We start from the raw sequence: 19,617 nt of genomic DNA on the forward strand, positions 1-19,617 counted from the left end.
TCCTTGGTCTTTATCGGGGGCACCCGGTGGGCGGCACGGCGCGGTCGGCCCCACTGTGCCGGCCCTTCGGGCTGCCCTGCGGTGCTCGCGTTTCGCGGGGTCTCGCAGAACTCGCTGCGCTCAAACAGCTGCGAGCCCTGATCCGCGAAACGCTGCGCTCCTCGGCGGCACAGAGGGGCCGCCCACGCCGCACCGCACACCGGGCGCTGGTCGTGGCGTTGATGCCGCCGGCTCTGGCTGCGACGACAAGTTCACCGCCCAAGGTAGACCTCGATCACGCGTTCGTCGGCCTGCACTTCGTCCAGCGTGCCTTGCGCGAGCACCGAGCCATCGCACAGCACGGTCACGATCTCGGAGATGGTGCGGATGAAGCTCATGTCGTGCTCCACCACCATCAGCGAATGCTTGCCCTTGAGCGTGAGGAACAGCTCGGCGGTGCGCGCGGTTTCCTCGTCGGTCATGCCGGCCACGGGCTCGTCGAGCAGCAGCAGCTTCGGGTCCTGCATGAGCAGCATGCCGATCTCGAGCCACTGCTTCTGGCCGTGGCTCAGGTTGCCGGCCAGGCGCGAGACGCTGTCGGCCAGGTGGATGGTCTCCAGCACTTCGGCCAGGCGGTCGCTCTGCGCCGAGTCGAGCCTGAACAGCATCGAGGCGCGCACGCCCTTGTCGGTCTTGAGCGCCAGCTCGAGGTTCTCGAACACGGTGAGGTGCTCGAACACCGTCGGCTTCTGGAACTTGCGGCCGATGCCCAGCTGCGCAATGTCGGCTTCGCGGTGGCGCAGCAGGTCGATGGTGCTGCCGAAGAACACGGTGCCCGAATCGGGGCGCGTCTTGCCGGTGATGATGTCCATCATCGTGGTCTTGCCCGCGCCGTTGGGGCCGATGATGCAGCGCAGCTCGCCCGGCGCGATGTCGAGCGAGAGCTTGTTGATGGCCTTGAAGCCGTCGAAGCTCACGCTCACGTCTTCGAGGTACAGGATGCGGCCGTGGGTGACGTCGACCTCGCCCGGCGTGGCGATGCGGCTGAAGCCTGCGGTGCGGCCACCCGATTCGGTCTGGCCCGTGGTCGCGTGCAGGCCGGCCGCGCGTGCGGCGCGCTCGGCGCCGGCTTCCATCAGGTCGGGGGTCATGCGCGGGCTCCCTTCACATCGGCGACCAGGGGCGCCTGCACCGTCGCTTCGGGCTCGGCATGCGCGGGGTGCGCGGCGGCGGGCTCGCGCCGCGCTTCCTTCGCGGCCGGCGCCGCGGCCTTCTGCGTCTTCTCGCGCGAGAGCCACTTGCGCACCAACCCCACGATGCCGTTCGGCAGGAACAGCGTGACAGCAATGAACAACGCACCCAGGAAGTACAGCCAGTACTCGGGGTAGGCCACGGTGAGCCAGCTCTTGGCGCCGTTGACGATGAAGGCGCCGATGATTGGCCCAATCAGCGTGGCGCGCCCGCCCACGGCCGCCCACACCGCGATCTCGATGGAGTTGGCCGCGCTCATCTCGCCCGGGTTGATGATGCCCACCTGCGGCACGTACAGCGCGCCGGCCACGCCGCACATCACGGCCGAGATGACCCAGATCGTGAGCTTGTACGGCAGCGGGTTGTAGCCCGAGAACATCACGCGCGTCTCGGCATCGCGGATGGCCTGCAGCACGCGGCCGAACTTGCTGCCGATGAGCCACTTGGCGAACAGGAAGAAGCCCAGCAGGGTGAGACCGGTGAGCGCGAAGAGCGTCATGCGCATCTCCTGCGTGGCGATCGGGATGTTCAGGATGCGCTTGAAGTCGGTGAAGCCGTTGTTGCCGCCGAAGCCCGTCTCGTTGCGGAAGAAAAGCAGCATCGCCGCGAAGGTCATGGCCTGCGTGATGATCGAGAAGTACACGCCCTTGATGCGCGAGCGGAAGGCGAAGAAGCCGAACACGAAGGCGATGAGGCCGGGCACCGCGACGATGAGCAGCAGCGTCATGCCGAAGCTGCCGCTGAAGGTCCAGTGCCAGGGCAGTTCCTTCCAGTCGAGGAACACCATGAAGTCGGGCAGGTCGCTCTTGTAGTTGCCGTCGCGGCCGATCTGGCGCATGAGGTACATGCCCATCATGTAGCCGCCCAGCGCGAAGAACAGGCCGTGGCCCAGCGACAGGATGCCGGTGTAGCCCCAGATCAGGTCCATGGCCAGCGCGCAGATGGCGTAGCACATGATCTTGCCGACCAGCGCCACGGCGTAGTCGCTCATGTGCAGCGGGCTGTCGGCCGGCACCCACATGTTGAGCACGGGCGCCACGGCGCACACCACGATCAGCGCGACGAAGAAGGCCGTCCAGCCCTTGCCGCTCAGCAGCGGCCCCTTGGTTGGCAATGTGACCTTGCTCATGCTTCTGCGCTCCGGCCCTTCATGGCGAAGATGCCTTGCGGGCGCTTCTGGATGAAGATGATGATGAAAACGAGCACCGCGATCTTCGCGAGCACCGCGCCCGCCCAGCCTTCGATGAACTTGTTGAGAATGCCCAGCCCCAGCGCCGCATACACGGTGCCCGCGAGCTGGCCGACGCCGCCCATCACGACCACCATGAAGCTGTCGACGATGTAGCTCTGGCCCAGATCGGGACCGACGTTGCCGATCTGGCTCAGCGCGCAGCCCGCCAGGCCCGCGATGCCCGAACCGAGCGCGAAGGCATAGGTGTCGATGCGCGCCGTGTTCACGCCCATGCACGAGGCGATCGGGCGGTTCTGCGTGACGCCGCGCACGAACAGGCCCAGGCGCGTCTTGCCGATGAGCCAGCCCATCGCGAGCAGCACGAGCGCCGCGAAGACGATGATGCAGATGCGGTTCCACGGCAGCGTGACGTTGCTCAGCATGGTGAAGCCGCCGCTCATCCAGCCGGGGTTTTCCACGCCGACGTTCTGCGCGCCGAACAGCGATCGCACGAGCTGCTGCAGCATCAGGCTGATGCCCCAGGTGGCGAGCAGCGTCTCGAGCGGACGGCCGTAGAGGAAGCGGATCACGCCGCGTTCGAGCACCGCGCCCACGAGCGCCGAGGCGAGGAAGGACACGGGAATGGCGGCCACGAGGTACCAGCCGAACGCTGCCTCGGGCATGTACTTCTGGAAGATGCCCTGCATCACGTAGGTGGCGTAGGCGCCGATCATCATCAGCTCGCCGTGCGCCATGTTGATGACGCCCATGAGGCCGTAGGTGATGGCCAGGCCGAGCGCGGCGAGCAGCAGCACCGAGCCCAGGCTGATGCCGCTGAACACGGCATTGATGCGGTCGCCCCAGACCAGCGCGCCGTCGATGTTGGCGATCGATGCGGTGATGGCCGCCTTCACGTCGGCTTCGGTTTCGTCGGCCAGGCGCTGGTTGAGCAGCAGCTTGGTGTCGGGGCTGCGGTTGTTGCCCAGCTCCTTGGCCGCGGCCAGGCGCTTGGCCTTGTCGGCGCTGGTGAGCATGCTGGCGGCACGCACCAGCTCGAGCTGCGCCTTGATCTTGGGGTTGGTCTCGGCGGCCAGCGCCTTCTCGACCATCGGAATGCGCGATTCGTCGGGCTCCTTGAAGAGCGCCTGCGCGGCTTCGGCGCGCACCGCGTCGTCGGTGCTTGTGAGCTTGAGTGCGGCCTGCGCGGCATCGAGCGCACCGCGCATGAGGTTGTTGTTGACGACGTCTTCGGCGGTGTCGGGCACCTTGAGCTCGGCGCCGGTGACGGGGTCGAAACCCTTGTCGTCCTTCATCACGAAGACCTTGTCTTCGGTGTACTTCACGGCGTCGTCCGCCATGGCCTGGATGAAGGCGGCGGTCTTGTCGTCGGCGGTGAGGACGGCCTTGTTGAGCGCGGCGATGCGAGCTTCGGATTCACCGGAGGCGATGGCCCGGGCTTCGTCGGCGGTCAGCGCGTGGGCGGCCGACGCTGCGAGGAGCATGGCGGCGAAGGCGCAGTGAAGGGTTCGTCGAAGCATCATGGACTTGGAAGTTAGGTTGGCTCCCTCCCCTTCCGGGGGAGGGTTGGGGTGGGGGCACGCGGCGCCAACAAGGACGCAGTGACCGAATCGACCGCCGTCAGCCCCCACCCCTGCCCTCCCCCAGCGGGGGAGGGAGAAACACACTTACATCGACTTGCCGGCCGGGTAATCGGGCTTCTTGTCATTGCCTTCGATGTACGGGCTCCACGGCTTGGCCTTCACCGGACCCGGCGTCTTCCATACCACGCTGAACTGCCCATCGGCCTTGATCTCGCCGATGAACACGCTCTTGTGCAGGTGGTGGTTCTTCTCGTCCATCTTCGAGACGATGCCCGAGGGCGCGGTGAAGGTCTGGCCGGCCATCGCCGCGATCACCTTGTCGGTGTCGGTCGACTTGGCCTTCTCGACCGCCTGCTTCCACATGTGGATGCCGATCCAGGTGGCTTCCATCGGGTCGTTGGTGAGCGGCTTGTCCTTGTGGCCGGCGATGTTCTTGGCCTTGGCGTAGTCGCTCCACTGCTTGATGAACGCGGTGTTGGTCGGGTTCTTGATCGACATGAAGTAGTTCCATGCCGCGAGGTGGCCCACGAGCGGCTTGGTGTCCACGCCACGCAGCTCTTCCTCGCCCACCGAGAAGGCGACGACCGGCACGTCCTTGGCCTTCAGGCCCGCGTTGCCCAGCTCCTTGTAGAAGGGCACGTTGGAGTCGCCGTTGATGGTCGAGACCACCGCCGTCTTGCCGCCGGCCGAGAACTTCTTGATGTCGGCGACGATGGTCTGGTAGTCGCTGTGGCCAAAGGGGGTGTACTTCTCGTCGATGTCCTTGTCGGCCACGCCCTTGCTCTTGAGGTAGGCGCGCAGGATCTTGTTGGTCGTGCGCGGGTACACGTAGTCCGTGCCCAGCAGCACCCAGCGCTTGGCGCCGCCGCCTTCCTTGCTCATCAGGTAGTCGACGGCCGGAATGGCTTGCTGGTTGGGCGCGGCGCCCGTGTAGAACACGTTCTTGGAAAGTTCTTCACCCTCGTACTGCACGGGGTAGAACAGCAGGCCGTTCATTTCCTCGACCACCGGCAGCACGGACTTGCGCGACACCGAGGTCCAGCAGCCGAAGATCACCGAGACCTTGTCCTGGCCGAGCAGCTGCTTGGTCTTTTCAGCGAACAGCGGCCAGTTGGAGGCCGGGTCGACCACCACGGGCTCCAGCTGCTTGCCCAGCACGCCGCCCTTCTTGTTGATGTCGTCGATGGCCATCAGCACCGTGTCCTTCAACACGGTTTCCGAGATGGCCATCGTGCCCGACAGCGAGTGCAGCACGCCGACCTTGATGGTGTCGGCTGCGAATGCAGGCGCAGCAGAAATGCTGGCCAGCGCGACGGCGGCGGTGAGCGCCTTGAGTGTGAAACGACGTTGCATGTGGACTCCTGCTCCGGGTGGGTTGAACCTTGTCGACAGCGCGGGGCTGGCGATGGAGAGGAGTCTGCGGAACGCACCACAAAGGGGAAATACGCCGGGTGGCGTACACGGAGGTACTCAGGCGGGTGGCGGGGCCGGGTACTTCACGGCGTTGGCGAGCATCTTGTGCTTCGCCGCCTCGACCGGGTCGATGCCGAGCTTGTCGGCCAGCTGCAGCAGGTAGAGCAGGACGTCCGCGATCTCGGTGCCGATCTGCGCGCGCTGGTCTGCGGGCAGCGCCCGGCTTTGCGCTTCGGTGAGCCACTGGAAATGCTCGAGCAGTTCGGCAGCCTCGACCGACAGCGCGGCGGCGAGGTTCTTGGGGGAGTGGAATTGCTCCCAGTCGCGGGCTTGTGCGAAGTCGCGCAAGGCCTGGGTCAGTGCTTGAAGTTCGGTGGCCATGTCAATCCTGCGGGGTCTGCCGCGAGTTTGGCATGGCTACCCGGCTACGCCATGCGACCTCCCCGCCCATGCAGCACCGCCACCAGCAGCGCCGACACCATCAGATAAACCAGCGCCACACCGAACGCGGCTGTGTAGTCCGCCTCGCGCCCCAACTGCCCATAGAACAGGATCCCGACCAACGCCACCCCCAGCGCATTGCCCGCCTGCTGCACCATCGACAGCACACCCGAGGCCACGCCCGCGTGCTGCGGCGGCAGGCCGGCCAGCACGGTGGACACCAGCGGCGCCATCACCATGCCGAGCCCCGCGCCCTGCACGAACAGCAGCGGCACCATCCACGCCACGACGTGCGCATGGCCCGGCCAGCCGGCCACGTTGGCGCACTGCAGCGCATGCCCCGCCGCGAGCACGAGCGCGCCGAGCGCGATCGGGGGCGTGCCGCCGAAGCGGCGGGCGATGCGGGCGCCGGCCATTGAGGTCGCGAAGAAGCCGACGGCCAGCGCGGTGAAGACGATGCCCGAGTGGAGCGCGCCCAGCCCCATCCCCTGCTGCAGGTACAGCGCGAGCACGAAGTAGAACGAGGCGTTGCCCGCATAGAAGGCCAGCGTGGTGAGCAGCCCGGTCACGAAGCGGCGGTTGGCGAGCAGCACCGGTGCCACCAGCGGCGCACCGCCGCGTGCCGCAAGGCGGCGCTGCTGCCCCGCAAAGAGGCCCCACAGCGGCACGGCGGCGGCCAGGCACAGCCAGCTCCACATCGGCCAGCCCTGCTGGCGCCCTTCGACCAGCGGCAGCACCACGGCCACCGAACCGGCCGCGACCAGCGCCATGCCGGCGAGGTCGAGCCGGCTGTCGCCGCGGCCCTGCGCCAGCGGCGGCACCACGCGCGGCGCGAGCACCAGCGCCAGCAAGCCGATGGGCACGTTGATGAGAAAGCAGCTGCGCCAGCCGAGCCCCGCAAGGTCGGCATGGATCAGTGCGCCGCCCACCAGCTGCCCCAGCGTGGCCGCCAGGCCCAGCGTGAGGCCGTAGGCCGCGAAGGCGCGCGTCCGGTCTTCGCCCGCGTAGGCCAGGCCGATCATCGCGAGCACCTGCGGCTGCAGCAGCGCGCCGGCCAGGCCCTGCAGCAGGCGCGCGGCCACGAGCAGCCCGGCGTTCGGCGCCACGCCGCAGGCGGCCGAAGCGAGCGTGAACAGCAGCAGGCCGAGCATGAACATGCGGCGCCGGCCGAACAGGTCGCCCAGCCGCCCGCCCGTGACCAGGCCCGCGGCGGTAGCCAGGCCGTAGCCCGCCACCACCAGCTGCAGCGTGCCCGCGCTGGCCTGCAGGTCGTGCTGCATGGACGGCAGCGCGACGTTGACGATGAAGAAATCGAGCACCACCAGGAAGGTGCCGCTGAGCATGACCCACAGGCCCAGCGGGCCCGGTGTGGCGGACGCGATCGATGGGGCAGAAGAAACGGCAGGGTTCGACGAGGTCATGGCCCCCACTGTCGGCACCGGCCGGCATCGCGGCAATGACCTGCGAGGTCATGCGCGCAGGGCGCCGCGCGTTCAGCGCTTGTCGAACTGCGCGGACGCAAAGGCCCACGTCATGCGCGTCGCATCAGGCCCGATCGGGTCGCTGAACAGCTGCCCCCGCGCCCCGCCGCTCCATGAATGCCCGAGCCCCGCGATCTCGCACAGCGTGACCAGCGTGACGCCCTTGCGCTTGAAGTCGGTCACGCGCATGGCGTGGCGCTTGCCGCGTTGCAGGTCGCGCGGCGTGCCGGGGCGCGCGCCCAGGGCGGTGGCCCAGACGGCCGCACTGCTCACGGCGTTGCTCGGCGCCACCACGGCGTCGGCGTCGCCGTGCAGCACCAGCATCGGCGGCAGCGTGGCGAAGACGGCCGCGGCGCCCATGGCCTTGCCGACCGCGGTGACGGGCATCGGCGGCACGTGCTCGCCGCGCATCGCACCGAGCGCGGTGGCCGGCGACTTCGCGGCACCGGGCGCCACGCCCGAGTGCATGACCACGGCGCGAAAGCGGTTCGGGTAGCGCGTGGCCAGCAGCGCCGCCATGCTCGCGCCCGCCGACAGGCCGGCCACGGCCACGCGATCGCGGTCGGCGGGGTACAGCATGCAGGCCTGATCGACGGCGGCCATCAGCGTGGCGGCCTCGGCGTCGGCCTTGCCGGAGCGGCGCTCGTACCAGTTCCAGCAGCCCTGCGGATGGGCGATGCGGTCCTGCTCGGGGTAGAGCACGAGAAAGCGCTGGCGCACTGCGAGCGCGTTCATGCGCGTGCTGGCCGCGAAGTCGCGACCGGTCTGGCCGCAGCCGTGCAGCATGACCATGAGCGGCAGCTTCTCGCCGGGCTGCAGCACCAGGTCGGCCGGACGGAACAGGTGATAGCCGCGCGCCCCGCCCGCGCCCATCGCCATGCCGCTGATCCAGTCGCCCTTGCCGGGCGGCGGCTTGAGCCGCTTGGCGGTCGCGCGTTGCACCTGGCCGGCCACGCGCTTGCCGTTGCTCAGCGTGAGCTTGGTGAGCGCCTTCAGGTTGCGCTCATAGGCGCGGGCGAAGAAAGAAGCGGTGGAGCGACGGGCCATGGCGCAGTGTGCAGGCAAAGCGCCGGGCGGCCAAACGGCCGCGAAGGCCTCAGTAGATTTCCGGCACGACCATGCTGGCGGGCACCGGCTGGCGAAGATAGTCGTCGTGCCGCTCGCGCGCCGGCAGCTCGACCGGCGCGTGCGCCACTTCCTGGTAGGGCAGCTGGCCCAGCAGGTGGCTGATGCAGTTCAGGCGCGCTTTCTTCTTGTCGACGGCCTGCACCACCCACCACGGCGCCTCGGGGATGTGGGTGCGCTCCAGCATGATCTCTTTCGCCTTGGTGTATTCCTCCCAGCGGCGGCGGCTCTCGAGGTCCATGGGGCTGAGCTTCCACTGCTTGAGCGGATCGTGGATGCGGCCCAGGAAGCGCATGTGCTGCTCGTCGTCGGTGATGGAGAACCAGTACTTGATGACCTTGATGCCCGAGCGCACGAGCATCTTCTCGAATTCGGGCACGGTGCGGAAGAACTCCTCGTACTCGTCGTCGCTGCAGAAACCCATCACGCGCTCGACGCCGGCGCGGTTGTACCAGCTGCGGTCGAACAGCACCATCTCGCCGGCGGCCGGCAGGTGTGCCACGTAGCGCTGGAAGTACCACTGCGTGCGTTCGCGGTCGTTGGGCGCGGGCAGCGCGGCCACGCGGGCCACGCGCGGGTTCAGGCGCTGGGTGATGCGCTTGATGACACCACCCTTGCCCGCCGCGTCGCGGCCCTCGAAAAGAATGACCACCTTCTGCTTGCTGTGCTGCACCCAGTCCTGCAGCTTGACCAGCTCGCCCTGCAGGCGAAAGAGTTCCTTGAAATAGGCCTGGCGCGCCGCCTTGTCGGACACGGAAGACGCGGCCGCGGCGGGGTCGAGCCCGTCGAGGTTGCGGTCTTCGATCTCCAGTTCGAGCTCTTCGTCGTAGCTGTCGATCAGGTCGCGGGCGATGCGTTGCATCAGGTCTTCGTGGTCGGGAAGTGCGCTCGTCAGCATGATGAAAAGGGGCAAGAGTGGCGGGTAGACAAAAAGCATGCTGCACCCGCCGCATGACGGCGGCGTGACGGTTTTGCGGCTGTTTTCTGTAAGCCGACACGCCGTTGTCACATGGCACGAACACCATCCGGGGCACGCTGGCAGCCCGCCAAACGGGCGTCTGCCTGTTCACATGTCTTTTCTGACCAAGCACCTTGTCGGTATTTCATGACCTCGCCGCGCAGTCCTATGGCGGCGACGAAGCCGGGCTGATCTGCGGCTACCTGTTCGACGCCGCGGCGCCGGAACCCGCGCGGGCGATCGATTCGGCGCAGGCCGCCGCGTGGCTGGCGGACGCCGGCCAGCTCGGCGACAGCAACGCCTACGTGTGGCTGCACTTCAACCTGAGCCATGCGCACGCCGAACGCTGGCTGACGCGGCACGCGGCGCTGTCGGACACCTTCTACGAGACGCTGCACGAAGGCCTGCCCTCCACGCGCATCGAGCGCGCCGACGACTCGCTGATCGCGGTCATCAACGACGTGCACTTCGAGTTCAGCTTCGAGCCCTCGGACATTTCGACGCTGTGGATCAGCGTCGGCCCGCGCCTGGTGGTCACGGCGCGCACCAAGCCGCTGCGTTCGGTCGACGCGCTGCGCACGGCCGTGAAGGCGGGCGAGGCACCGCGCTCGAGCACCGAGCTGCTCGAGCACCTGCTGCGCGCGCAGGCCGACGTGCTGGTGAAGATCGTGCGCGGCGTCACCTCGCGCATCGACCGCATCGAGGACGAGCTGCTGGCCGGGCGTCTGGACCACAAGCGCGCACGGCTGGGCGTGCTGCGCCGGCTGCTGGTGCGGCTGCAGCGGCTGCTGGCGCCCGAGCCGGCCGCGCTGTTCCGCCTGCTGCAGGGCCCGCCGGCCTGGATGGCCGAGCCCGACGTGCAGGAGCTGCGCGGCTCGACCGAGGAGTTCTCGGTGGTGCTGCGCGACATGCAGGCGCTGCAGGAGCGCATCAAGCTGCTGCAGGAAGAAATCGCCGCCAACGTCAACGAGGACAACAACCGCAGCCTGTTCGTGCTGACGGTGGTCACGGTGCTGGCGCTGCCGATCAACATCCTGGCCGGCCTGTTCGGCATGAACGTGGGCGGCATCCCGCTGGCGGAGCACAAACACGGGTTCTGGATCGTGGTGGCGATCGTCGCCACCTTCACCGCCGTGGCCGCCTGGACGGCGTTTCGCAAGAAGCGCTGAGGCGCGGCCGCACTCAGTCCGTCGGCAGCGGCGCGGCGGCCGCGTCCTGCATGCATTGCAGGAAGACGCGCGTGGGCGTGTTCATCGCCTCGCTGCGCAGGCGGAAGGCGCACATGGGGCCGCGCAGCAGTTCGCCCGGCATGGCGATGCGGCGCACGAGCCCGCGCCGCTCGAAGTCTTCGGCGTAATGGTTGGCAGTGGCCCACAGCAGGCCCGAGCTGCGCACGAGGTGCAGCGCGAGCGGGGCCGAGTCGGCCTGGATGTCGGCCGGATGCGGCCCGCCCGGACGGCGGTGCACCGACAGCATGCGGTCCAGCTTGGGCCGCAGCGGCGTGCGGTGCGGCGGCAGCACCCAGCGCTCGTTGGCGGCCTCGGCCCAGGTCGGCGCGCGCTTGAGCGCCAGCCGGTGCCGCGGCGCCGCCACGATGCTGCTGAACTCCTCGTACAGCGGCGTGACCTCGACGCGGTTGAGGTCGACCGTCCACTCCGCGTGCGCGAGCATGAGGTCGATGCGCCCGTCCTGCAGCGCGCCGTGCAGGTCCTCGATCTCCAGCGTCTGCACCATCGGGCGCACGTGGGGCAGCATCTGCGAGGCCTGCAGCAGCGCGGCCGCGAGCCGCTGCGCCGAGAACACGGGCAGCACGCCCAGGCGCAGCTCGCCGCTCACGCCCACGCGCAGGTCGCGCAGCGACTCCTCGGCCAGCATCAGCTCGCCCAGCACGCGGTCGGCGTGCCGGACCATGCTCAGCCCCGCCGCCGTGGGCGAGATGCGCTTGGTGGTGCGCTCGAACAGGCGCACCTGCAGCGTGGCCTCGAGCTGGGCCAGCGTGCGGGACAGCGCGGGCTGGGTGGTGTTGAGCAGCTCGGCCGACTTGCTCAGGCTGAGCGTGCGGCCCAGCTGGCTGAGCAGCCGCAGCTGGCGCAGCGTGAGATTTCGTTCCAGGAAGGAGGCCATGGCCATTTATATCGGCAACGGTATGAGTACGCTCGGATTTCTCATTTGTCGCCCTCCCCCGGCCTGCCCAGAATCCGCCCACCGCCCTGGCACCCCGGAGACCCGCGATGACCGAACCGACGAAGCGATCCCTTTGCGCCGCCCTCATGGCCGCCACCCTGCTGGCCGGCCTGCTGCCCGCCGGCGCCGCGGCCCAGGCGTACCCGTCCAGGCCCGTGCGCCTGATCGTGCCGTGGGCGCCCGGCACGCCGGCAGACGTGGCGGGCCGCGTGGTGGCCGAGCGCATGGCGGGCGGGCTGGGCCAGACCGTGTTCGTCGAGAACCGGCCGGGCGCGGCCGGCACCGTGGGCCTGGGCGAGGTGCTGCGCCAGCCGGCCGACGGCTACACGGTCTACATGCTGTCGTCGGCCTCGCTGGTGGCGCCGCTGCTGTTCCCCGGCCAGTCTCTCGACCTGCTCAAGAGCCTGGAGCCGGTCGGCATGACGGCCTGGAGCTACAACGTGCTGGTGGCGCCCGCCGCCTCGGCGCTGGGCTCGCCGCGCGAGCTGGAGGCCGCGGCCAAGGCCCGGCCGGGCACGCTGAGCTTCGGCTCCGGCGGCAACGGCACGCCGGCGCACCTGGCCGGCGCGCTGTTCGCCCAGCAGACCGGCAGCCAGCTCACGCACGTGCCGTACAACCAGTTCCCGATGGCGGTGGGCGACCTGCTGGCCGGGCGCCTGGACACCATGTTCCTGACCGCGTCGGCGGCGCTGCCCCACATCCAGGCCGGCAAGCTGCGCGCGCTCGCGGTGACCGGCGCGCACCGCCTGCCGGCCCTGCCCGCCGTGCCCACGATGATCGAGCAGGGCTACGCGGGCTTCGAGCTGCGCTCCTTCGACGGCATGACGGTGCGCAGCGGCACGCCGCGCGAGATCGTCGAGCGGCTCAGTGATGCGCTCGCCAAGGCGCTGGCCGCGCCCGAGGTGCGCGAGCGCCTGGCCACGCTGGCGCTCGAGCCGGAGCCGATGACGCCGGCGCGCTTTCGCACCGTGCTGGCGGCCGAGTCGGACAAGTGGCTGCGCCTGGGCCGCGGCGCCGGCATCAAGGCCGACTGAGCACGCACGATGCAGGCGGACATCGTGATCGTCGGCGGCGGCTCGGCGGGCTGCGTGCTGGCCGCCCGCCTGAGCGAAGACCCCGCGCTGCAGGTGGTGCTGGTCGAGGCGGGACGGCCCTCGCGCAACCCGTGGCTGCGCATTCCCATCGGCTACTTCAAGACGGTCGGCCACCCCCGGCACGACTGGCGCTTCGAGACCGACCCCGAGCCCGACATGGCGCAGCGCCGCCTGCCCTGGCCGCGCGGGCGGGGGCCGGGCGGCTCCAGCCTCATCAACGGCATGCTGTACCTGCGCGGCCACCGCGCCGACTACGACCAGTGGGACGCCCTGGGCAACCCGGGCTGGGACTGGGACAGCGTGCGCCCCTACTTCGACCGGTCGCAGCCCGCGGCCGATGGGCCGCTGTGGGTGTCCGAGCTGCCGCGCGATGCGCTGTCCGATGCCTTCATCGCCGCGGCGGCGCATGCCGGCATCGCGCCCACGGCCGACTTCAACGGCGGCGACAACAGCGGCGCCGGCTACTTCCGGATGACGACGCGCCACGGCCGGCGCATGGACACGGGGCGGGCCTTCCTGGCGCCGGCGCGGGGCCGGCCCAACCTGCGCGTGCTGTCGGGCGCGCAGGCGACCCGCGTGTGCTTCGAGGGGCGGCGCGCCGTCGGCGTGGACTGTGTGCGCGACGGCAAGGTCGAACGCGTCTCGGCGCGGCACGAGGTGATCCTGAGCGCCGGCGCCATCCAGTCGCCGCAGCTGCTGCAGCTCTCGGGCGTGGGGCCGGCCGGGCTGCTGGGCCGCCTGGGCCTGCCGGTGGTGGCGCCGCTCGAGGGCGTGGGTCGCAACCTGCAGGACCACCTGCAGGTGCGGCCCAGCTACCGCTGCCAGGGCATCGAGACGCTCAACGACATCGCCCACAGCCGCTGGCGCAGCGCGCGCGAGTTCATGCGCTACCTGCTGACGCGCGGCGGCGCGCTGAATGGCGGCGTCTACCGCGCCGGGGCCTTCTTTGCGGCGGGCGACGAGGCCGCGGGGTGGCCCGATGCGCAGATCCACTTCGGGCTGGTGAGCTTCGAGCGGCCGCACCAGCCGCCGCATCCGTTCCCGGGCGTGACGCTGTCGGCCTGCCTGCTGCGCCCGCACAGCCGCGGCGAGATCATGCTGCGCTCGGCCGATCCGCTGGCGGCGCCGTCGATCCAGCCGCGCTACCTGTCGCACGAAGCCGACCGCGCGCTGGCCGTGCGGCTGGTGCGCAAGATGCGCGAGATCGCCGCCGCGCCGCCGCTGGCGCGCTACCTGGCGCAGGAGCACGAGCCCGGGCCCGCGCTGGCCAGCGACGCGCAGCTGCTGGACTGGGTGCGCCGCCGCGGCGGCAGCATCTTCCATCCGGTGGGCACCTGCGCCATGGGCCCCGCCGACGATGCCAACGCGGTGGTCGATGCCCGCCTGCGGGTCCACGGGCTGCAGGGGCTGCGCGTGGTGGACGGCTCGGTGATGCCGCGGCTGGTGTCGGGCAACACGAACGCGCCGATCATCATGATCGCCGAGCGCGCCGCCGACCTCGTCAGGCACGACCTGCGCGCCTGAGCGCCCACGGGACGGCGCGCGCCAAGCCGCTTGGGCGATGAGGTTAATGCTATTTATCTAGTAGCACCGCGAAGCATCCACACGCCGGTGTCGGCGGACGAGAGCGCCTAGAATCGCCCGGTGTCTTCTACTCTCAATGCCGATCTTCACTGCCACTCCGTGGTCTCCGACGGCACATTGACGCCCGAAGCGCTGGCCGCCCGCGCCGCCGCCAACGGGGTCGAGCTCTGGGCCCTCACCGACCACGACGAGGTCGGCGGCCAGCACCGCGCCGCCGCGGCCGCGCGCGAAAACGGCATGCGCTACCTCACGGGCACCGAGATCTCGGTGACCTTCGCGAACGAAACCGTGCACATCGTCGGCCTGGGCTTCGACCCCGACGACGCCGCCATGTCGCAGGGCCTGTACGACACGCGCGGCGGCCGCGGCAAGCGCGCGCAGGAAATGTCCGAGGGGCTGGCCAAGGTCGGCATCCACGGCGCCTACGAAGGCGCGCTCAAGTTCGTCGGCAACCCCGAACTCATTTCGCGCACGCACTTCGCGCGCTTCCTGGTCGAGCAGGGCCACTGCCGCGACACCCCCGAGGTGTTCCGCAAGTTCCTCACCGAAGGCAAGCCCGGCTACGTGCCGCACCGCTGGGCCTCGCTGAAGGACGCCGTGCACTGGATCACCGCCGCCAAGGGCATGGCCGTGATCGCGCACCCGGGCCGCTACAAGTTCACGGCCAACGAGGAGTACGCGCTGTTCCTCGAATTCAAGGCGCACGGCGGCCAGGCGATCGAGGTCGTCACGGGCAGCCACACGCCAGCCGAGTTCGTCGAGTACGCCGACAAGGCGCTCGAGTTCGATTTCGCCGCCTCGCGCGGCAGCGATTTCCACAGCCCCGACGAGAGCCACTGCGATCTCGGCAAGCTGCCACCGTTGCCCGGCAGCCTCACGCCGGTGTGGGAACTGCTCGGCCACCGCATCCAGCAGTGAGCCAGAGCCCCGGGCCCGGCATCGACAGCGCGGCCACCGCCGCGCTCGCCCAGGCACGCGCCACAGCGCAAACCCGCCGCCGCACCGAGTCCGAACGCATCCTCGCGGGCATCGGGCTGGTCATCCTGGCGGTGGCCTGCTTCGCCACGCTGGACACGGCCACCAAGTACTCGACGCTCGCCGTGCCGATCCTCATGGGGGTGTGGTTCCGCTATGCCTTCCAGGCCGTGGCCACCACGCTGGTGCTGCTGCCGCTGCGCGGCACGGCCCTGCTGCGCACGCAGCACCCGCGCTACCAGGCGCTGCGCGGCGCGCTGCTGCTGGGCTCGAGCCTCTTTGCCTTCCTGAGCCTGCGCTACATGCCGCTGGCCGAGTTCACGTCGATCGTGCTGATCGCGCCGCTGGTGATCACGCTGCTGGCCGCCACCACGCTCAAGGAGCAGGTGTCGCCGCTGCGCTGGACGCTGGTGGCGGGCGGCTTCATCGGCACGCTGGTCATCCTGCGTCCGGGCGGCGGCAGCTTCAGCTGGGCCGTGCTGCTGCCGCTGGGGCTGGTGCTGACCAACGCCTGGTTCCAGGTGCTGACCAGCAAGCTCGCGCAGACCGAGAACCCGCTGACCATGCACTTCTACACGGGCTGGGTCGGCACGCTGCTGGCCTCGGTGGCCGTGCCCTTCGCCTGGACCGCCCTGCCCTCGTGGGAATGGTGGGCGCTGCTGTGTCTCATGGGTTTCATGGGCACGGTGGGACACTTCATGCTGATCCTGGCCTACCAGCGCGCGCCGGCGTCCACCCTCACCCCGTACCTGTACGCGCAGATCGCCTTCGCGATGCTGGGCGGCTGGCTCATCTTTTCCCACGTGCCCGACCGCTTCTCGCTGATCGGCATGGCGATGATCGCCGTGTGCGGCGCCGCCGGCGCGTGGCTCACCGTGCGCGAGCGGCGCGTGCCGATCGAACCGGCGGAATCCTGATCAGGAGCAATTCACCATGGCCCAGTACTTCGAAGTCCATCCCGAGAACCCCCAGCAGCGCCTGCTGAAGCAGGCCGTGGCGCTGCTCGCGCGCGGCGAGGTCGTGGCGGTGCCCACCGACTCCAGCTACGCGCTGGCCTGCCACCTGGACGACAAGGACGCGGTCGACCAGCTGCGCCGCATCCGCCAGGTCGACGACAAACACCACCTCACGCTGCTGTGTCGCGACCTGAGCGAGCTGGCCAACTACGCGCGTGTCGACAACAAGCAGTACCGCCTGCTCAAGGCCGCCACGCCCGGGCCCTACACCTTCCTGCTCGAAGCCACCAAGGAAGTGCCGCGCCGCGTGAGCCATCCGCAGCGCAAGACCATCGGCCTGCGCGTGCCCGACCACAAGGTGCTGCTGGAGCTGCTGGAGCTGCACGGCGCGCCACTGCTGGCCACCACCCTCATCGCGCCCGGCGAGACCGAAGCGCTGAACGACGCGCAGGAAATCCGCGAGCGCTTCGAAAAGCAGATCGGCGCCGTCATCGACGCCGGCGCCTGCCCGTCGCAGCCGACCACCGTGGTCGACCTCACGCCCATGGGCACGGGCGACGACCCGGTCGTGGTGCGCCAGGGCCGCGGTGCGCTCGCGGTGCTTGGCCTCTGACGAACGGCTCGGCCGCCTCTTTCCTCTCTGACACAATCGCGCAGTGGATATTTCCAATCTGATACAGACGGTTCTGATTTACGCACTGCCGGTGATCTTCGCGATCACCGTGCACGAAGCGGCGCATGGCTACGTGGCGCGCCACTTCGGGGACAACACCGCCGCCATGATGGGCCGCGTGACGCTCAACCCCATGAAGCACATCGACCCCATCGGGACCATCCTGATGCCGTTGATGCTGTACTTCGCGACCTCGGGCGCCTTCCTGTTCGGCTATGCCAAGCCGGTGCCGGTCAACTTCAACCGCCTGCGCCATCCCAAGCGCGACATGGTGTGGGTCGCGCTCGCGGGCCCAGCCTCCAACTTCATCCAGGCCATCCTGTGGGCCGTGCTGCTCATCGTGATCGTCGCGGCCGGCGTCAGTGAAACCTTTTTCATCAAGATGTGCCAGGGCGGCGTGCTGGTCAACCTCGTGATGTGGGCCTTCAACCTGTTCCCGCTGCCCCCGCTCGACGGCGGCCGCGTGCTGGCGGGCCTGCTGCCCAGCGGCCCGGCGCAGAATTTCCTGGCGCGCATCGAGCCCTACGGTTTCTTCATCGTGATGGCGCTGGTGCTCGCCGGCATCGTCAGCAACTACTGGCTGCGCCCGCTGATGGATGCCGGCTACTTCGTGGTCAACCTGCTCATCACGCCGCTCAAGGCAATGCTGCTCTAAGTTTTCTCTTTCGTCCCATGGCTTCGTCTTCTCCAGCTCCCCTGCGCGTCCTGACCGGCATCACGCCGTCGGGCACGCCTCACCTCGGCAACTACGTCGGCTCCATCCGCCACTCGGTGCGCCAGAGCGTCGCGGCCGGCGTCGAGAGCTACTTCTTCCTGGCCGACTACCACGCGCTCATCAAGGTGCAGGAGCCGGCGCTCATCCAGCGCTCCACGCTCGAAATTGCGGCCAGCTGGCTGGCCTGCGGGCTCGACCCCGAACGCGTGACCTTCTATCGCCAGTCGGACATCGCCGAGATCACCGAGCTCACCTGGTTCCTGACCTGCGTCACCGGCAAGGGCGTGCTCAACCGCGCGCATGCCTACAAGGCCCAGCTCGACAAGAACATCGCCAAGGGCGAGGAGCCCGACGCCGACGTCACGGCGGGCCTGTTCATGTACCCCGTGCTGATGGGCGCCGACATCCTGATGTTCAACGCCCACAAGGTGCCCGTGGGCCGCGACCAGGTGCAGCACATCGAGATGGCGCGCGACATGGCGCAGCGCTTCAACCACCAGTACGGCGAGCACTTCACGCTGCCCGACGCCGAGATCGACGATGCGGTCGCCACCTTGCCCGGCCTCGATGGCCGCAAGATGAGCAAGAGCTACAACAACACGATCCCACTGTTCGCGCCGCGCGCGCAGCTGCAAAAGCAGATCGCCAGCATCGTCACCGACTCGCGCGCGCCCGGCGAGCCCAAGGACACCGAGGGCTCGGCCCTGTTCCAGATCTACCAGGCCTTTGCCAGCGCCGAGGAAACCGAAGCGCTGCGCAAGGCGTATGCCGACGGCATCGCCTGGGGCGACGCCAAGCAGGTGCTGTTCGAGCGCATCGACCGCGAGGTGGCGCCGCTGCGCGCGCGCTACGAGGCGCTCATGAACGACCCGGCCGAGATCGAGCGCATCCTGCTGCTGGGCGCCGAGAAGGCGCGCAAGCTGTCGCGCCCCTTCATGACCTCGCTGCGCCATGCGGTCGGCCTGCGCAACCTTGCGGCGGGCCGCGACGGCGCCGGTGCCAAGGCCGCCAAGGTGGCGAAGCCCAGCTTCAAGCAATACCGCGAGAAGGCCGACGGCCTTTTCTATTTCAAGCTGCTCGATGCGCGCGGCGAAACCCTTTTGCAAAGCCGTGGATTCGCGTCGCCGCAGGAAGCGGGCCGTACCATCGCCGACTTGCAGGCGCAACGCGGCGCGGCGCTCACGGCACTGGCCGCGCAGCTCGAACCGGTCGACGCGCAACAGGCTCGCGCCGCCACCGAGGCGCTGGAGGCACTGGCGGAGGCAACGTCCACCACCCAGGGACATTGATCCGGCAACAACCCGCGGGCCATCCGCCGGCGGGTGTGACAAGAGAGAAGACGGTGCGATCACAAAGGAAGAAAACATGAGCATTTATGTCATCGACGACCACCCCCTGATGCGCGACGCGATCGTGATGGTCCTGCGTCGCCTGCGCCCCGCCGAGAACATCGTCGAGCTCGAGCGGCTCGACAAGCTCGCCAGTTCGGTCCAGCAGCGTGGCGCGCCCACTCTTTTCTGCCTGGACCTGAAGCTGCCGGACACCAATGGCGTCTCGGGCGTGATCGCGGTCAAGCAGGTCTATCCGAACGTGCCGATCGCCGTGTACTCGGCAGCCCCGGCCGCCGACATGGAAGACGCCTGCATCGAGGCTGGCGCTGATACCTACATCGAGAAGTCGGCCAGCTCCAACGAGCTGGCAGCCGCCCTGCGCGGCCTGCTGATGGCCGGGTCGGAAGACGACACCGAGGAGATGCCGGCCGCCAACAGCGGCAAGCTCTCCAAGCGCCAGACCCAGCTGATCGCCATGCTCGACAAGGGCATGAGCAACCGCGACATCGCCACCGACCTGGAGATCAGCGAACACACGGTGAAGGTGCATCTGTGGCGCCTGTTCCGCCGTCTGGGCGTGAAGAGCCGTACGCAGGCCCTTCACTATGCACGGACGAATGGGCTGCTCTCGGGCTGAGCCCGGAACAGCGCCAGCTTGATCAGGAACCGCGCCTCGTGCGCGGTT

18 protein-coding genes are annotated in these 19,617 nt (G+C 69.1%); 9 read left to right on the plus strand and 9 right to left on the minus strand.

Annotated features, from left to right (window positions below):
• Positions 1-251 precede the first annotated feature (251 nt).
• The 8 genes from urtD to ppk2 all read right to left on the minus strand — a co-directional run bounded on the left by urtD (position 252) and on the right by ppk2 (position 9,360).
• The gene (gene urtD / locus AC07O4_RS17175; protein WP_495305182.1) at positions 252-1,130 is read right to left on the minus strand and encodes an urea ABC transporter ATP-binding protein UrtD; all 879 of its coding nucleotides are present in this window, start codon (positions 1,128-1,130) and stop codon (positions 252-254) included.
• Complete coding sequence (gene urtC, locus AC07O4_RS17180; protein WP_495305183.1) at positions 1,127-2,359, minus strand: urea ABC transporter permease subunit UrtC; 1,233 nt, start codon at positions 2,357-2,359, stop codon at positions 1,127-1,129. Before urtC ends, urtD begins: the two co-directional genes overlap by 4 nt.
• Positions 2,356-3,903: an urea ABC transporter permease subunit UrtB gene (gene urtB / locus AC07O4_RS17185; RefSeq protein WP_495305184.1), complete on the minus strand. Its 1,548-nt coding sequence runs from the start codon at positions 3,901-3,903 to the stop codon at positions 2,356-2,358. The genes urtC and urtB overlap by 4 nt, the downstream gene beginning before the upstream one ends.
• Positions 3,904-4,086: 183 nt before the next feature.
• Positions 4,087-5,355, minus strand: coding sequence for an urea ABC transporter substrate-binding protein (gene urtA / locus AC07O4_RS17190; RefSeq protein ID WP_013543023.1), 1,269 nt, complete (start codon positions 5,353-5,355; stop codon positions 4,087-4,089).
• Between the two features lie 117 nt (positions 5,356-5,472).
• Positions 5,473-5,796 (minus strand): nucleotide pyrophosphohydrolase, encoded by a 324-nt coding sequence (locus AC07O4_RS17195; protein WP_492741750.1) that lies wholly within the window; start codon positions 5,794-5,796, stop codon positions 5,473-5,475.
• Between the two features lie 44 nt (positions 5,797-5,840).
• The gene (locus AC07O4_RS17200; protein ID WP_495305185.1) at positions 5,841-7,277 is read right to left on the minus strand and encodes an MFS transporter; all 1,437 of its coding nucleotides are present in this window, start codon (positions 7,275-7,277) and stop codon (positions 5,841-5,843) included.
• Between the two features lie 72 nt (positions 7,278-7,349).
• A complete protein-coding gene (locus AC07O4_RS17205; RefSeq protein WP_495305186.1) occupies positions 7,350-8,384 on the minus strand; it encodes an extracellular catalytic domain type 1 short-chain-length polyhydroxyalkanoate depolymerase in 1,035 nt (344 codons plus the stop codon).
• A 49-nt stretch (positions 8,385-8,433) separates the two neighbouring features.
• Positions 8,434-9,360: a polyphosphate kinase 2 gene (gene ppk2 / locus AC07O4_RS17210; RefSeq protein ID WP_495305187.1), complete on the minus strand. Its 927-nt coding sequence runs from the start codon at positions 9,358-9,360 to the stop codon at positions 8,434-8,436.
• Between the two features lie 194 nt (positions 9,361-9,554).
• Between ppk2 and AC07O4_RS17215 the strand changes: the two genes are divergently transcribed.
• Positions 9,555-10,589, plus strand: coding sequence for a transporter (locus AC07O4_RS17215; RefSeq protein ID WP_495305188.1), 1,035 nt, complete (start codon positions 9,555-9,557; stop codon positions 10,587-10,589).
• Between the two features lie 13 nt (positions 10,590-10,602).
• Here the strand turns inward: AC07O4_RS17215 and AC07O4_RS17220 are convergent, their stop codons facing one another.
• The gene (locus AC07O4_RS17220) at positions 10,603-11,544 is read right to left on the minus strand and encodes a LysR family transcriptional regulator (protein WP_495305189.1); all 942 of its coding nucleotides are present in this window, start codon (positions 11,542-11,544) and stop codon (positions 10,603-10,605) included.
• A gap of 107 nt (positions 11,545-11,651) precedes the next feature.
• Here AC07O4_RS17220 and AC07O4_RS17225 point away from each other — a divergent pair, with 107 nt between their 5' ends.
• From AC07O4_RS17225 to AC07O4_RS17260, 8 genes are all read left to right on the plus strand, one after another.
• A complete protein-coding gene (locus AC07O4_RS17225; protein WP_495305190.1) occupies positions 11,652-12,638 on the plus strand; it encodes a Bug family tripartite tricarboxylate transporter substrate binding protein in 987 nt (328 codons plus the stop codon).
• A gap of 9 nt (positions 12,639-12,647) precedes the next feature.
• Positions 12,648-14,222 (plus strand): GMC family oxidoreductase, encoded by a 1,575-nt coding sequence (locus tag AC07O4_RS17230; RefSeq protein ID WP_495305191.1) that lies wholly within the window; start codon positions 12,648-12,650, stop codon positions 14,220-14,222.
• Between the two features lie 120 nt (positions 14,223-14,342).
• Positions 14,343-15,200: a 3',5'-nucleoside bisphosphate phosphatase gene (locus tag AC07O4_RS17235; RefSeq protein ID WP_062482136.1), complete on the plus strand. Its 858-nt coding sequence runs from the start codon at positions 14,343-14,345 to the stop codon at positions 15,198-15,200.
• Positions 15,197-16,174: a DMT family transporter gene (locus AC07O4_RS17240; protein WP_495305192.1), complete on the plus strand. Its 978-nt coding sequence runs from the start codon at positions 15,197-15,199 to the stop codon at positions 16,172-16,174. Before AC07O4_RS17235 ends, AC07O4_RS17240 begins: the two co-directional genes overlap by 4 nt.
• Positions 16,175-16,190: 16 nt before the next feature.
• Entirely contained in the window at positions 16,191-16,826 is a 636-nt protein-coding gene (locus AC07O4_RS17245; protein ID WP_095744107.1) for an L-threonylcarbamoyladenylate synthase, read from the plus strand.
• 43 nt (positions 16,827-16,869) lie between these two features.
• Entirely contained in the window at positions 16,870-17,541 is a 672-nt protein-coding gene (locus AC07O4_RS17250; protein WP_062482125.1) for a site-2 protease family protein, read from the plus strand.
• A gap of 17 nt (positions 17,542-17,558) precedes the next feature.
• The gene (locus tag AC07O4_RS17255; RefSeq protein WP_095744105.1) at positions 17,559-18,890 is read left to right on the plus strand and encodes a tryptophan--tRNA ligase; all 1,332 of its coding nucleotides are present in this window, start codon (positions 17,559-17,561) and stop codon (positions 18,888-18,890) included.
• A gap of 76 nt (positions 18,891-18,966) precedes the next feature.
• Complete coding sequence (locus AC07O4_RS17260; protein ID WP_056578680.1) at positions 18,967-19,569, plus strand: LuxR C-terminal-related transcriptional regulator; 603 nt, start codon at positions 18,967-18,969, stop codon at positions 19,567-19,569.
• The last annotated feature ends 48 nt before the right edge of the window (positions 19,570-19,617 follow it).

This window comes from Variovorax sp. GW821-FHT09D04 (assembly GCF_059416405.1).